This is a genomic window from Paraburkholderia dioscoreae (genome assembly GCF_902459535.1).
GTDB classification, from domain to species: Bacteria; Pseudomonadota; Gammaproteobacteria; order Burkholderiales; family Burkholderiaceae; genus Paraburkholderia; species Paraburkholderia dioscoreae.
The window spans coordinates 3,319,256-3,333,419 of the sequence record NZ_LR699553.1 but is presented as its reverse complement, the minus strand read 5'-3'; the positions used below and the strand labels follow the sequence as shown (position 1 = coordinate 3,333,419).

The window sequence follows — 14,164 nt, the reverse complement described above, 5'->3', positions numbered from 1 at the left end:
TCCTGCCTGTTGCCGCGTAACCAGCGGGACGTATCCCGACGAGCGGACCTCGACTGCATAACGGCGGATCTGGGGGAAACTTAAGGGTATACCGGGTGCGGGCGCCCGCTTTAGAGGGAAGCGTCGCCCGGCATGCGCGCGCTTGCCGCAAGCCGGGACGACGCGGATGCAGCCATGAATGCGGCGTGCGCTTATTTCAGCACGAGACCTTGCCAGGCAAAAAACACCGTCAGGCCGACCGCGATGGTCAGAAGCGGCCGCCGCGTCAACGCGCTGACGAGTACCGCGGCCAGTGCGCCGACCAGTTGCGGATTGCGCCAGGTCAGTTCGGCTTCGCTGCCGTGCGGGGAAACCGCCATCGGCACGATGATCGCGGTCAGCACGGTGACCGGCACGAAGCCGAGGGCGGCGCGCACGAGCGGCGGAAACACCAGCCGGTCGCCGAGCACGAAGACGGCGGCGCGGATCACCCACGTGATGGCCGCCATGCCGAGAATCAGAACGACATAGTTCATCGCGACGCCTCCGCGGTCTTGCCCGTGCCGCGCAGGTTGGGCCGCAAGGTCGACAGCAGGACGCCGACCGCCACGCCCGCGAATACCGCGCCGAGCAACCCGAGCTTGTACGGCCATGCCTGCCAGAAGAAGGCCAGCGTGCCCGCGGTGACGGCGGCCGCGATATAGCGCAACGCGACGAGTTGCGGCACGACGATCGCGATGAAGGTGGCGACCATCGCGAAATCGAGGCCGAGAGATTGCAGCCCCGGAAACGCCGCGCCGAACAACAGGCCGGCGACGGTCCAGATCTGCCAGTTCAGATACATGGCGAGACCCGCGCCGAAGAAGTAGTGCGGGCCGACCGTGCCGGGCTCCTTATGCCGGTAATGCTCCCACGCGACGGCAAAGACTTCGTCGGTGAGCAGTGCGCCGAGCGCCCAGCGCCAGCGTGCCGACAGATGCGCGACGTGCGGTGCGAGCGTGGCGCTGTACAGCACGTGACGTAGATTGACCACGAGCGTGGTCGCCCAGATTACGGCGAAACTGGCGTGGCCGGCGATCAGGCCGAGTGCGATGAACTGCGCGGAGCCGGCGAATACGACGAGCGACATCAACTGGCCGTGCCATAGGTGCAGCGGGCCGGATGCGACGAGTGTGCCGAAAATGACGCCGAAAGGTGCCGCGCCGACCATCATTGGAATGATGTCGCGCGCGCCGGCGGTGAACTCTTTTAAATGGCCTTGGCTCGTGGGCTGGCCTTCGGTGGAATGGGTCAAACTTGCCTCCTTGGTTCCGGAAGCATAGCGGGGGCGGCCGGGCGGGGCTTGTACGTTCTTGCGGCGGGCTGTGCTGGGCTTGGTGTGCTGCGCTGCTGGAGGTCAGGCGGCCTGCCAGCGTCCCGGCGGCACGCCGAACATGCGCCGGAAATGCCGCGTGAAATGGCTCTGATCGGTGAAACCGCTGGCCGCGGCGACATCCGTGACCGGCATCCCGGCGCGCAGTGGCGCGAGCGCGCGTTGCAGGCGTACCTGATTGCGCCATGCATGAGGCGGCAGACCGGTCGTTTGAGTGAAAAGACGCGCTGCGTGGAACGGCGAGAGGCTTGCCGCCCGGGCCACTTCGGCGAGCGTCATGGGTTCGGCGAGGTCGCCCGTCAAGCGCTCCTGCATGAGCGCCACGCGAGCGTCGTCGGTGGCGAGGCGCGAGCGCTCCGGCCGCGTTTGCGAATAGCGCACCAGCAGCGTGGACAACGCGTCGAGCATGGCGGCTTCGGCGGCGAGTGGGTCGTCGCCGGTTTCCAGCAGACGATGCGCTTGTGCCAGTCGCGCAGCCAGATCAGGATCGCGGATTACGCCAGGCGCAAACCACGGCAAGGCTTGCGGTTTGCCGCTGATTTCGTTGGCAAGAGTGTGGATGAACTCTACCGGCGCATACATCACGCGATACCGCCAGCCCGCCTCGACCGCCTTCGAGCCGGTGTGCAACTCGCCGGGGTTGATGATCGGCACGCTGCCGGCTTCGGCGACATAGTCGGAACCGAGATACCGATACCCCTCGGCGCCCGCGACGATCACCGGAATCGTGTACGCATCGTGCCAATGCGGCGTGAACTCGTGATCGTGGTATTCGGCCGTGAGCAGGTCCGCGCCGGGCAGAAGCGGCGTGCGCCAGTAGCGGGCGGAGTCCTGGAAACGATGGGTGGTAGTCATGGTGAAGGTCCGGCAGGACCGGTCAGTGTAGCGCGTCGGGACCGGCGCCGCTTCATCGGCCGGCGCATCATGCCGCCGCTTCACGTCGGCGCGTGGGCCGGGTGCGTTTTGCCGCCGGGTGGCGTGCTTACTTGAGCGGGATCGTGGTGCCGGCGGGCATCGGCACGGCGCTCACGCTGTTCTTCGCGCTGCCGCTGACGACCCGATCGCTGTAGGTGAGATACACCAGTGAATTGCGCTTCGCGTCGACCACCCGCACCACATGCAGCGACTTGAAGATGAACGACATGCTCACGGAGAACACGTCGGCCTGCTGTTTTATCGGACCCGTGAAATGAATCGTACCGACCTGGCGGCAGGCGATCGACGCCTCGGTGGGATCTTCAGCGATGCCGAGCGTCCCCTTGACGCCGCCGGTACGCGCCCGCGATACATAGCAGGTCACGCCCTGAACCGATGGATCGTCATAGGCCTCCACGACCACACGGTCGGAACCCGTGATGTGGAAATTGGTATTGACGCTGCCGACTTCTTCGCTGTGTGCCGACGGCAACAGAAGTGCGGCGGCCGCCGCGAGTGCGATGCGCAACAAAGTGGATTTCATGGGATCGCCAGAGATTGAGCGCCTCAGTTGGGCGCGGGATGCGTGCCGCAAACCGCCATCGTATAACGGCGAGCGGATCATGGGGCCGATACGGATGAGCCGGTTCAGCGCGCCGCCGCTCGTGACTGTTTGCGATTGCGGCGCGAGCATTGACCCGGAGATGCGCCGGCAATGTGATACGGCGTCCAGCAAAGTTGACGCGCAAAAACAAAAAGGCCCGCACGGATGCGGGCCTTTCAAAATTTTTTGGCTCCTCGACCTGGGCTCGAACCAGGGACCTACGGATTAACAGTCCGGCGCTCTACCGACTGAGCTATCGAGGAACAGCAGTACAGCTTGATCTACATAAAAAAGCCCGTCTTGGTTAACGGGCTTTTGCAATTCTTGGCTCCTCGACCTGGGCTCGAACCAGGGACCTACGGATTAACAGTCCGGCGCTCTACCGACTGAGCTATCGAGGAACAGAACAACAACAGCAGAGAAACGAAATTGTAGGAGGAGCTTAAGCAGCTGTCAATACCCTGCGTTCATCCCGATTTCATTCGAATCCGGCTGCGCACGCGGCAGGCAGCGCGCTTTAGCGTACGAGCAACTCGAGCTTGTCCTTCACGTCTTTGAACTCGTCCGCTTCCGGCAGCGGTGCCTTGGTCTTGGTGATGCTCGGCCAGCTTTTCGCGAGATCGGCATTCAGCTCGATGAAGTTCTGCTGGTCGCCCGGCACGTCTTCTTCGGCATAAATGGCGTTCACCGGGCATTCGGCCACGCACACGGCGCAGTCGATGCATTCATCGGGGTCGATCGCGAGGAAGTTGGGACCTTCGCGAAAGCAGTCCACCGGGCACACATCGACACAGTCGGTATAGCGGCACTTGATGCAGCTTTCGGTCACAACGTGAGTCATTCAGGCAGCTCCTGCATGCGGTATCTGGGGAGGCGCAAACGCCAAAAGCGCTATTGTATCGTAACGTCAAGAGGCACATGCAGCATCGCGCAACGCCTTTTATACGTTTTCGTGATTAGTTTATGGCGGCCCTTGAAGGGATGTCCTTCGCTGCACGCGGCGCGCGAGTCGGGCGGCGCGCTGAATCCGGGCGCATTCGGGTAACATGCGTCAGGTCGGTGCGCACGGGGCGTGCCGTACGCGCATGGGTGAGTCGGACCTTTCGTGTCGGGCCTTCCGTTTTCCCGCAGTTCAGTTCGCACCATCATGATTATTACTTCGCTGCTCGACACCGATCTGTACAAGTTCACGATGATGCAAGTGGTGTTGCATCACTTTCCCGCGGCGAACGTCGAGTATCGCTTCCGTTGCCGCACGCCGAACGTCGATCTCGTGCCGTATATCGGCGAGATTCGCGGCGAAGTGCGCAAGCTCTGCCAGCTTCGCTTCACCGACGACGAACTCGACTACCTGCGCCGCATGCGCTTCATCAAGGGCGATTTCATCGAGTTTCTCGCGCTGTTCCATCTGAACGAGAAATACATTTCGATTGAACCGTCGCCCAAGGGCAATGGCGAAATCGACATCGAGATCAAGGGGCCGTGGCTGCATACGATCCTGTTCGAGATTCCGATGCTCGCGATCGTCAACGAAGTCTACTTCCGCAACACCCAGCAAAAGCCGGACTATAGCGAAGGGCGCGGCCGTCTCGTCGAGAAGATCAAGCTGCTCGGCGCGCGCCCGGAATTCGCCGACTGCAAGATCGCCGACTACGGCACGCGCCGCCGCTTCTCGAAGCAATGGCACGAGGAAGTGATCCTCAAGCTCAAAGAAGGCCTCGGCGAGCAGTTCGCCGGCACCAGCAACGTCTTTTATGCAATGAAGCACGGCCTCACGCCGCTCGGCACGATGGCGCACGAATACCTGCAGGCGTGTCAGGCGCTCGGTCCGCGGTTGCGCGACTCGCAGATCTTCGGCTTCGAAATGTGGGCCAAGGAATACCGCGGCGACCTGGGTATCGCGCTGTCCGACGTGTACGGCATGGAGGCGTTCCTGCGCGACTTCGACATGTACTTCTGCAAGCTGTTCGACGGCGCGCGCCACGATTCGGGCGATCCGTTCGATTGGGGCGAACGTCTGCTCAAGCACTACGAAGCGAATCGCTGCGACCCGCGCACCAAGATCCTCGTATTTTCCGACGCGCTCGACATTCCGAAAGTGCTGCAACTCTATGAGCGCTTCCGCGGCCGCTGCAAGCTGGCATTCGGCGTGGGCACGAATCTGACCAACGACCTCGGCTATAACCCGCTGCAGATCGTCATCAAGATGGTTCGCTGCAACGGCCAGCCGGTGGCGAAGCTGTCGGACTCGCCGGGCAAGAACATGTGCGAAGACAAGGCTTACCTCGCTTACCTGCGCCAGGTGTTCGGCATTGCGCAGCCCGAGGAAGAAGCGGCGAAGTAAGGCGGCTCGCAGCCGGCTATGGCAGTTGGCTATAGCGTAAGCCGCGTGTGCGATGCGCGGCAATAGGCCATTCGGCCAGGGTGGTCGCGTGCAAGGCGGCCGGTATAATTCCCGCCATCCCGCACGGCTGTCGACACGAGGACTTCGCACATGGATACATCGATTGCCCGCCGCAACATACTGGCCCGCATCCGCGCAGCGCAGGGGCGTGAGCCGGAGCCTTCCGCCGCCGAGCGCGAAGCCGCCGCGGACTATTTGGCGCGCCATCCCGCCGGGCCGCGTCCGGAGATGCCGGCCGACCTCGTCGCGCGCTTCATCGAACAAGCACTCAAAATGGCGACTACGGTCGACTCGGTTCAGGCATTGAGCGACGTGCCGGCCGCGGCGCATCGTTACCTCACGCAACACGCGTTGCCGTTGCAGGCCATTGCCTGGCAAACACTGCAGGAGTTGCAGTGGGCCGAAGTCGGCCTCGCCGTCGAATTCCGCAAGCCGCGAGACGGCGACGTGGTCGGTCTCACCGGCTGCTTCTGCGCGACCGCCGAGACCGGCACGCTCGTATTGCTGTCGGGGCCGGAAACTTATGCATCGGCCGGTTTGCTGCCGGAAACGCACATTGCCGTCGTACCGGCTTCGCGCATCGTTTCGGGTCATGAAGAGGCGTTCGGACTGATCCGCAAAGAACGCGGCGAACTACCGCGCGCGGTCAATTTCATCTCCGGGCCTTCGCGTACCGGCGATATCGAGCAGACCATCGTGCTCGGCGCGCATGGGCCTTACCGGGTGCATGTGATCGTCGTTCAGGGCGCCTGAACGGCAAGCGCGGCTGTCCAACGCGGCGCATGTTCTCGCGCGCGGCCGCCGGCAATAACAAGGACTTCAAAAGCTATGAAAGGACGTGCCGTCTGTACGGGCATGGGGCTCGCGGCTGCATTGACGCTGGCTGGCTGGCCGCAACTGGCCTCTGCGGTCACGCTTGACGGCGCCGCCATGTCGGCGTTGTGGGGGCTACCGTTCGCGGCCATGCTACTGTCGATCGCGGTGTTTCCGCTGATCGCGCCGGTGCTCTGGCATCACCATTTCGGCAAGATCGCGGCTGCGTGGGCGCTCGTGTTCCTCGTGCCGTTCGCACTCAGCTTCGGTGCCGGCGCCGCGTTCGGCACGCTCGTGCATGCGCTGCTCGAAGAATACATTCCCTTCATTGTGCTGCTGACGGCGCTGTACACGGTGGCGGGCGGCATTTGCGTGCGCGGCAATCTGCACGGCACGCCGCGTCTGAACACCGGGATTCTCGCGCTCGGCACGTTGCTCGCAAGCATCATGGGCACGACCGGCGCGGCCATGCTGCTGATCCGCCCGTTGCTGCGCGCCAACGACAATCGCAAGCACGTGGTGCATGTGGTCGTGTTTTTCATCTTTCTGGTGGCGAACGCGGGCGGCTCGCTCTCGCCGCTGGGCGACCCGCCGCTCTTTCTCGGTTTTTTGCAGGGCGTGAGTTTCTTCTGGACCACCACGCATCTGGCGTTGCCGATGCTGTTCGTCTGCGGCGTGCTGCTGATCGGGTTTTATGCGCTTGACTCGTACTACTTTCATCGGCGTGAGGAAGAGCGCTCGCGCTTTCTCGATCCCACGCCCGACTCGCCGCTGCTCGGCATCGACGGCAAGATCAATTTCGTGCTTCTTGCCGCTGTGGTCGCGCTCGTGTTGATGAGTGGACTGTGGAAGCCGGGCATGGAGTTCGACGTATTCGGCACGCACGTGGCGCTGCAAAATGCCGTGCGCGATGGCGCGCTGATCGGCGTCACGTTGCTCTCGTTGGCGCTCACGCCGCGCTCGGCCCGCGCGGGCAACGACTTCAACTGGGCGCCGATCGAAGAGGTGGCCAAACTGTTCGCCGGCATCTTCGTGACGATCGCGCCGGTCATCACGATCCTGCGTGCGGGCGAGGCGGGCGCCTTCGCCGGCATCGTCCATCTGGTCAACGACGCGTCGGGCCGACCGCACGACCTGATGTACTTCTGGACGACCGGGCTGCTGTCTTCGTTTCTCGACAACGCGCCGACGTACCTCGTGTTCTTCAACCTGGCCGGCGGCGACGCGCAGGCGCTCATGACCACCGGCGCCACTACGCTCGCGGCGATCTCCGCGGGCGCGGTGTTCATGGGCGCGAACACGTATATCGGCAATGCGCCGAACTTCATGGTGAAAGCGATCGCCGAATCGCGCGGCGTTCGCATGCCGGGTTTTTTCGCGTATCTGGGCTGGTCCGCGGTGGTGTTGCTGCCGCTTTTCCTCGTCACCGGCTGGCTCTTTTTCTGACGTCGAGGCAATCGAACTCGACGCGCTACACGGAGAATTGCAATGCAGAAGATCCTCGTCGCCCGTCCGATCTTTCCCGATGTGATCGAACGGCTCGAACAGTATTTCGACGTCGACTGGAATCAGGGCGACGTGTTGTCGGCCGGCGAACTGGCACGCCGTCTCGCGGATAAGGACGGTGCGCTGACCGCGGGCGAGCCGATTGACGCGGCCGTGCTCGCGGCGGCGCCGCGTCTGCGGGTGGTGTCGAATATGGCGGTGGGCTACAACAACTTCGACATGACCGCCTTCAACGCGGCCAACGTGCTCGGCACCAATACGCCGGACGTGCTGAACGAATCGACGGCGGATTTCGGCTGGGCGCTGATGATGGCGGCGGCGCGCCGCATCGCCGAATCGGAGCACTGGCTGCGCGCGGGCAAGTGGCAGAAGTGGACGTACGACGGCTTTCTCGGCAGCGATCTGTATGGCTCGACGCTCGGCGTGATCGGCATGGGCCGGATCGGCCAGGCGCTGGCACGCCGTGCGAAGGGCTTCGACATGCAGGTGATTTATCACAATCGCTCGCGCGTTGCGCCGGAGATCGAGGCCGAGCTGAACGCCGAATACGCGTCGAAGCAGGATCTGTTGCGGCGTGCCGATCACGTCGTGCTCGTCCTGCCGTACACGAAGGAAAACCATCACACGATCGGCGCGGCCGAACTCGCGCTGATGAAGCCGAGCGCGACGCTCACCAACATCGCGCGCGGCGGCATTGTCGACGACGCGGCGCTCGTCGAGGCATTACGCTCGAAGCAGATCGCAGCGGCCGGTCTCGATGTGTTCGAAGGCGAGCCGGATCTGAATCGGGATCTCCTGAGCGTGCCGAATGTCGTGCTGACGCCGCACATTGCCAGTGCGACCGAAGCCACGCGCCGCGCCATGGCGAATCTTGCCGCCGACAATCTGATCGCGGGGCTGGGTGAAGGTCCGCGCGCGGGCCGGCCGCCGAATCCGGTCAATCCCGAGGTCATCGGCAAGGCGCGTTCATGACAATGATTCTGGTGGCGGCCGTCGCGGTGCTGGCGGTCGCATTGGTCATCGCGCTGGCTTTGCTGATGCGCGGTCATAGCGCCGGGAACGGCGAACAGTTCGAACTGCTCAGCGAGCGTATGGACGCCGCGACCGACGCGCAAGCGCACGCCTATGAGCGCCTCGAACGGCAACTGCGCAATGATATCGCCGAGACCGCGCGCGTGTCGCGTACTGAACAGAGCAGCGGCTTCGCGCATTTTCAGCAGACGCTGGCTGCGCAGTTCAGCAGTATGACGACGGTGCAGGGCGGCAAGATCGACGGATTCGCACAGCAGCTCGACGCCGTGCGCCACAGTCTGCAGGCGCAGGCCCAGCAGGCGCGCGACGAGCAGGGCCGCTCGCTCAAGCAGTTCGGCGATACGCTGAGCCTGCAGCTTGGCCAGCTCACGGAGGCGAACGATCGCCGTTTCGCCGAGGTGCGCGCGACCATCGAACAGCGGCTGAAGGATATCGAGACGAACAACTCGGTCAAGCTCGAGGAGATGCGCCGTACCGTCGACGAAAAGCTGCACGCCACGCTCGAACAGCGTCTGGGTGAGTCGTTCAAGCTGGTGTCCGACCGGCTCGAGCAGGTGCATCGCGGTCTGGGTGAGATGCAGACGCTGGCGGCGGGCGTCGGCGATCTGAAGAAGGTGCTCACCAATGTGAAGACACGCGGCACGTGGGGCGAAGTGCAACTGGAAGCGTTGCTCGAACAACTGCTCACCGCGGACCAGTACGCGAAGAACATTGCGACGGTGCCGAAGAGCACGGAGCGCGTCGAGTTTGCGATCAAGCTGCCGGGGCGCGCGGAGGCGGGCGCCGTGGCCACACCGGTCTGGCTGCCCATCGACGCCAAGTTTCCGCGCGAAGACTACGAACGTCTGATCGAAGCGCAGGAGCGCGCCGATCCGGTCGCGGTGGAAGAAGCGTCACGCGCGCTCGAAGCACGGATTCGCGCCGAGGCGCGCACTATCGCCGAGAAGTACGTGTCGCCGCCGCACACCACGGATTTCGCTTTGCTGTTTCTGCCGACCGAAGGTCTATACGCGGAGGTTTTGCGTCGGCCGGGTCTCACGGATCTGCTGCAACGCGACTACCGCGTGACGATTGCGGGGCCGACCACGCTGACCGCTTTGCTCAATAGCTTGCAGATGGGTTTCCGCACGCTCGCGATCGAAAAGCGGTCGAGCGAGGTGTGGCAGGTACTCGGCGCGGTGAAAACGGAGTTCGGCAAGTTCGGTGACGTGCTGGCCAAAACGAAGGCGCAACTCGAAACCGTCACGCGTTCCATCGAGGCGGCGGAAACGCGCACCCGTGTCATGAGCCGCAGATTGCGCGACGTGGAGGCATTGCCTGGCGAGGAAGCGAGCGGGTTGCTCGGCGACGCGCTGTCGGGTGTGGAACCCGAAGAGCAATGAGGGTACTGGGTTAACGCAGAGGTGATGGGGCCGGCGCGAGAGGTTGACCTGCGTTAGCCCCCGCCGCCAGTTGTTCGAGCGCATTGCCCGCCAGGCGTACCACGCGCCAGTCCGGCATGACGGTTGCGCCCATTTTTTCGTAGAAGCTGATGGCCTGCTGGTTCCAGTCCAGCACGGTCCATTCGAACCGCCCGCATTGCCGTTCCACCGCCAGTGCGGCGAGGCGCCGAAGCAATGCGGTGCCCAGACCGCCGCCGCGTTGCGCGGGTTGTACATAGACGTCTTCGAGATACAGTCCGCGCTTGCCGACGAAACTCGAGTAATTGTGAAAAAACAGCGCATAGCCGACGACGCGGCCTTCGTTCTCCGCGACCAGCGCCTCAATGGAAGGCCGCGCGCCGAACAGCGCGTCGTGCAAGCCGTCTTCGGTCGCGACAAACACGTGCGTGAGGCTTTCGAATTCCGCGAGCTCGTACGTCAGCGCGAAGATCGCGCCGGTGTCCGCCGGCGTGGCGGCGCGGATCGTTGCGGGCATTACGCTTCTTCCGGGGCGTCGGTCAGCTGGATTTCAATGCCGCCGAAGCGCGACGCAACCCAGTTGTACGCATGGCATGCGATCCACAGCAGGATGAAACCGAGAATCGCATTCAGCAGCAGCGCGCTGAACACCGTGCTCAGTTCCACCGAACCATAGCGCACGAACGCGACCAGTACGCCGAGCAGCACGATCGGTACCGAAAACGTCAGGTACACGAGGATCAGTGCTTTGGCCGTCTGTCCCGGTGCAATGAACGAGATCTGTTTTTTCATGTAAGTCAAACCCGTGTGTCGTAGTGGTAATGGGTGAAGCTATAAATGACCGCTGGTGAAAGTGTGCCGCGAGCCGGGCGTCAGATGAGACCGTCGAACAGCATGATCGAGACGTGTTCCCCTTCGCCAATCTCACTTTCATCGTGTCCGAGCACGATGAAGCAATTGGCTTCGCTCATCGAACTCAGTACGCCCGAGCTTTGCGAGCCGGTAGGCGTGACATGCCATTGTCCGTGCACGTCCTGTTCGGCGACACCGCGCTGGAACTCGGTGCGGCCGGCGCGCTTGCGGATCGCCTGCCGGCTCAGCGCGTGAATGAGCGGCAGCGGTTGCGGTGTGGCGCCCGACATCAGCAGCAGCACTTCGCGCACGATCTGATAGAAGGTCACCATCACGGCGACCGGATTGCCCGGCAAACCGAAGAATAACGCGGGAAGCCCAAGGCCCGGCCGTTCGCCGGACCAGACGCGGCCGAAGGCGAGCGGGCGGCCCGGCCGCATGGCGAGGCTCCAGAAGGCGACGTCGCCGAAAGTCTGCAGCAGCTGCCTCGTGAAATCCGCCTCGCCGACCGAGACGCCGCCGGAGGTCAGCACCACGTCGGCGCTCGCCGCGGCGCTGCGCAAGGCGGCTTCCATCGCGGCCGGCTCGTCGCGCACCACGCCGAGATCGAGCGTGTCGATATTCAGGCGCCGCAGCATGGCGAACAGCGTGTAGCGGTTGCTGTCGTACACGCAGCCCGGGCCGAGCGGCTCGCCGAGCGAGCGCAATTCGTCGCCGGTCGAAAAGAAGGCGACGCGCAAACGCCGCTTGACACTGATTTCGCCGATCCCGAGCGAGGCCAGCAAACCGAGGTCCGACGCGCGCATGATACGGCCCGCCCGCAGTGCGGCGTGGCCGCGTGCGAGATCTTCGCCGGCGAGGCGCCGGTTCGCGCCGGCCGCCACGGCGTTGGCGGCGAAGCGGATCGAACTGGAGCCGGCGGCGCGCTCGACGAGTTCCTGCGGCACGACCGTGTCGCAGTCGGCCGGCATGCAGGCGCCGGTCATGACGCGCACGCATTGCGTGGTCTCGACGCGGCCCGCGAACGGGTGTCCGGCCAGCGCCTTGCCGGCCACGGCCAACTCGACAGTGGCGCCGCCGCCGGTGAGCGCCGCGCGGTTGAACGCGTAGCCGTCCATGGCGGAGTTGTCGTGGGCGGGGACGTCGATTGGCGACACGATATCGGCCGCGAGCACGCGGTCGAGCGCGTCGCGCAGCGGCACGCGTTCAATGGCCGTGACCGGTGCGGCCCACTGGCGAACAATCGCCTGAGCGGCCGGGACGGGTAGCGCGTGAGGATCGTACTGCGCGACGCAGCGGGAGAATTCGTTAAGCGTGGTCATGAAGAGCTGGACGTCGCGGCCGGAGGCGGCAGCGGCAGTTGCCGTGCGGCCGGAGCGGGATTTCAACCGGGGCCTCAATCACGTTCGAGGTCGGCGAGTTCTTGTAGCGAATTGATATTGTAAAACGCGCGCTCGTCGGTAAAGACGACTTCCACCGTCTTGTGGCGCGCGTACCACGCGCGGACTTTGCGCTCGCCGGCTTCCAGAAAGGCCGACAGGTCGTCAGCGAGGTCTCTGCGCAACAGCGCGAAGACCGGATGCAGCGACACCTGGCCGTGCGCGTCGGTGGTGCTGACCATGGCGATGTCGGCGCCGTTCGAGTCCAGCGCGTGCGCGAGGCGCTGGGCTAGTTCGGCGGGCAGCCACGGCGAGTCGCAGGGCGCACTGAGTACGTAGCCGGTTCCGGCTGCGCGCAAGCCGGCGAGCAGGCCTGCCAGCGGGCCCGGAAATCCGGCCAGCGTATCGGCCACGACCGTGGCGCCGAACCGCGCGCCGAGTGCGGTGTAAGCCTCCAGATGACGATTGGCGCTGATCAGCAGGGTGCCGGTTTGTGGCGCGAGGCGCTTGAGCACGTGGGCGGCGAGCGGCGTGCCGTGCAGCGTTTGCAGGCCCTTGTCGGCGCCTCCCATGCGAGTGCCGCGGCCGCCAGCGAGCAACAGGCCGGTAATGTGTTCGCGTGTTGGTTTCATGCGCCGCCGCTCAGCCGCCGATGTACGACATTTCGACCCGGCGGCCGTCGCGAACGCGTGAATCGGCCGGGTTGCTGCCGCGCAGTTGCGAATAGCGGTCGCCGCGGCCCTGCCAGATTTCGGCGACGGCGGTGGCGATATCGGTATCGCTCGAACCGTTACGCACCAGCGTGCGCAGGTCGTGCCCCGCCGATGCGAACAGGCACAGGTAGAGCTTGCCTTCGGTGGACAGACGCGCTCGCGTGCAACTGCCGCAAAAGGCGCGCGTCACGCTCGAAATCACGCCGATCTCGCCCCCGCCGTCCACATAACCCCAGCGCTGAGCAGTCTCGGCGGCGCTGTGCGCTTCGAGCGGCGCGAGCGGGAAATGCTCGGCGATGCGTGTGACCACGTCGGCGGACGGCAGCACTTCAGTCATGTTCCAACCGTTCGAGGTGCCGACGTCCATGTATTCGATAAAGCGCAGCACCGCGCCCGAGCCTTTGAAATGACGCGCCATCGGCACGATTTCGCCGTCGTTGGTGCCGCGTTTGACGACCATGTTCACCTTGAGCGGCGCGAGGCCCACCGCATGCGCGGCGGCAATGCCGTCCAGCACGTCGGCAACGGCGAAGTCGGCGTCGTTCATGCGGCGAAACAGTGTGTCGTCGAGCGCGTCCAGACTGACCGTGACCCGAGTCAAGCCTGCGTCCTTCAGGCTGCGCGCCTTGCGTTCCAGCAGCGAACCGTTGGTGGTCAGCGTCAGATCGAGCGGCCGGCCTGCCGGCGTGGTCAGGTGCGCAAGCCGGTCGATCAGGAATTCCAGATTCTTGCGCAGCAGCGGTTCGCCGCCCGTCAGACGGATTTTTTCGACGCCATGCGCGACGAAGATCCGCGCCAGCCGTTCAATTTCCTCGAAGCTCAGCAAGGCGCTGTGCGGCAGGAACGTATAGTCCTTGTCGAACACTGCGCGGGGCATGCAGTAGACGCAGCGGAAATTGCAGCGATCCGTGACCGAAATGCGCAGATCGCGCAACGGGCGCGCGAGCGTGTCGTGCAGCGCGCCGCTGGGCGTCTGCACGGGGCCGGCAATCACCGGCACGGCGCTGAGATCGGCAACAGGGATGATGCGTCGGGACATGAATTGCTTCGGTTAGTGCTTTAAATCAAAGCCAGATATTCATTCTATCGGAAATGCTTCCGACGGCAGTGGCACCCCTGGCCGTGTCGGGGTATACGGGGAGCGGCATAGCGTGGCGAGTGCGGGTCGCGGCGCGCATAAAAAAGCCCGCCATGA

The 14,164-nt window shown here is 64.2% G+C and carries 15 protein-coding genes and 2 tRNA genes; 5 read left to right on the top strand and 12 right to left on the bottom strand.

The features are described 5' to 3' along the window. Window positions 1-191: 191 nt before the first annotated feature. From PDMSB3_RS14920 to fdxA, 7 genes are all read right to left on the bottom strand, one after another. Window positions 192-515 (bottom strand): AzlD domain-containing protein, encoded by a 324-nt coding sequence (locus PDMSB3_RS14920; protein WP_007180945.1) that lies wholly within the window; start codon window positions 513-515, stop codon window positions 192-194. Continuing rightward, window positions 512-1,273, bottom strand: coding sequence for an AzlC family ABC transporter permease (locus PDMSB3_RS14915; protein WP_007180946.1), 762 nt, complete (start codon window positions 1,271-1,273; stop codon window positions 512-514). Before PDMSB3_RS14915 ends, PDMSB3_RS14920 begins: the two co-directional genes overlap by 4 nt. Before the next feature lie 102 nt (window positions 1,274-1,375). Beyond that, window positions 1,376-2,206, bottom strand: coding sequence for a helix-turn-helix transcriptional regulator (locus tag PDMSB3_RS14910; RefSeq protein WP_007180947.1), 831 nt, complete (start codon window positions 2,204-2,206; stop codon window positions 1,376-1,378). 127 nt (window positions 2,207-2,333) lie between these two features. After that, window positions 2,334-2,810, bottom strand: a complete 477-nt coding sequence (locus PDMSB3_RS14905; protein ID WP_035518524.1) for a CreA family protein — start codon at window positions 2,808-2,810, stop codon at window positions 2,334-2,336. A gap of 247 nt (window positions 2,811-3,057) precedes the next feature. After that, window positions 3,058-3,133, bottom strand: a tRNA-Asn gene (locus PDMSB3_RS14900). Between the two features lie 62 nt (window positions 3,134-3,195). Next, window positions 3,196-3,271, bottom strand: a tRNA-Asn gene (locus PDMSB3_RS14895). A gap of 116 nt (window positions 3,272-3,387) precedes the next feature. Then, window positions 3,388-3,711, bottom strand: a complete 324-nt coding sequence (gene fdxA / locus PDMSB3_RS14890; RefSeq protein ID WP_007180949.1) for a ferredoxin FdxA — start codon at window positions 3,709-3,711, stop codon at window positions 3,388-3,390. 306 nt (window positions 3,712-4,017) lie between these two features. Between fdxA and pncB the strand changes: the two genes are divergently transcribed. From pncB to PDMSB3_RS14865, 5 genes are all read left to right on the top strand, one after another. Further along, a complete protein-coding gene (pncB, locus tag PDMSB3_RS14885) occupies window positions 4,018-5,214 on the top strand; it encodes a nicotinate phosphoribosyltransferase (protein WP_007180951.1) in 1,197 nt (398 codons plus the stop codon). 150 nt (window positions 5,215-5,364) lie between these two features. Further along, entirely contained in the window at window positions 5,365-6,027 is a 663-nt protein-coding gene (locus PDMSB3_RS14880) for a LutC/YkgG family protein (protein WP_007180952.1), read from the top strand. Window positions 6,028-6,102: 75 nt separating this feature from the next. Next, the gene (locus PDMSB3_RS14875) at window positions 6,103-7,533 is read left to right on the top strand and encodes a sodium:proton antiporter (protein WP_165186746.1); all 1,431 of its coding nucleotides are present in this window, start codon (window positions 6,103-6,105) and stop codon (window positions 7,531-7,533) included. A 42-nt stretch (window positions 7,534-7,575) separates the two neighbouring features. Then, on the top strand, window positions 7,576-8,565 hold the full coding sequence (locus PDMSB3_RS14870) for a 2-hydroxyacid dehydrogenase (protein WP_165186745.1): 990 nt from the start codon (window positions 7,576-7,578) through the stop codon (window positions 8,563-8,565). Beyond that, window positions 8,562-10,007: a DNA recombination protein RmuC gene (locus PDMSB3_RS14865; RefSeq protein WP_007180955.1), complete on the top strand. Its 1,446-nt coding sequence runs from the start codon at window positions 8,562-8,564 to the stop codon at window positions 10,005-10,007. Before PDMSB3_RS14870 ends, PDMSB3_RS14865 begins: the two co-directional genes overlap by 4 nt. Before the next feature lie 10 nt (window positions 10,008-10,017). On the opposite strand, the gene PDMSB3_RS14860 is transcribed toward PDMSB3_RS14865, so the two are convergent. From PDMSB3_RS14860 to moaA, 5 genes are all read right to left on the bottom strand, one after another. Then, window positions 10,018-10,542 (bottom strand): GNAT family N-acetyltransferase, encoded by a 525-nt coding sequence (locus PDMSB3_RS14860; protein ID WP_007180956.1) that lies wholly within the window; start codon window positions 10,540-10,542, stop codon window positions 10,018-10,020. After that, window positions 10,542-10,817 (bottom strand): hypothetical protein, encoded by a 276-nt coding sequence (locus PDMSB3_RS14855; RefSeq protein WP_006053283.1) that lies wholly within the window; start codon window positions 10,815-10,817, stop codon window positions 10,542-10,544. Before PDMSB3_RS14855 ends, PDMSB3_RS14860 begins: the two co-directional genes overlap by 1 nt. 80 nt (window positions 10,818-10,897) lie before the next feature. Then, a complete protein-coding gene (gene moeA, locus PDMSB3_RS14850; protein ID WP_035518525.1) occupies window positions 10,898-12,199 on the bottom strand; it encodes a molybdopterin molybdotransferase MoeA in 1,302 nt (433 codons plus the stop codon). 74 nt (window positions 12,200-12,273) lie between these two features. Then, window positions 12,274-12,888 (bottom strand): molybdenum cofactor guanylyltransferase MobA, encoded by a 615-nt coding sequence (mobA, locus tag PDMSB3_RS14845; RefSeq protein ID WP_007180958.1) that lies wholly within the window; start codon window positions 12,886-12,888, stop codon window positions 12,274-12,276. A gap of 10 nt (window positions 12,889-12,898) precedes the next feature. Next, complete coding sequence (gene moaA / locus PDMSB3_RS14840) at window positions 12,899-14,008, bottom strand: GTP 3',8-cyclase MoaA (RefSeq protein ID WP_165186744.1); 1,110 nt, start codon at window positions 14,006-14,008, stop codon at window positions 12,899-12,901. Window positions 14,009-14,164 lie beyond the last annotated feature (156 nt).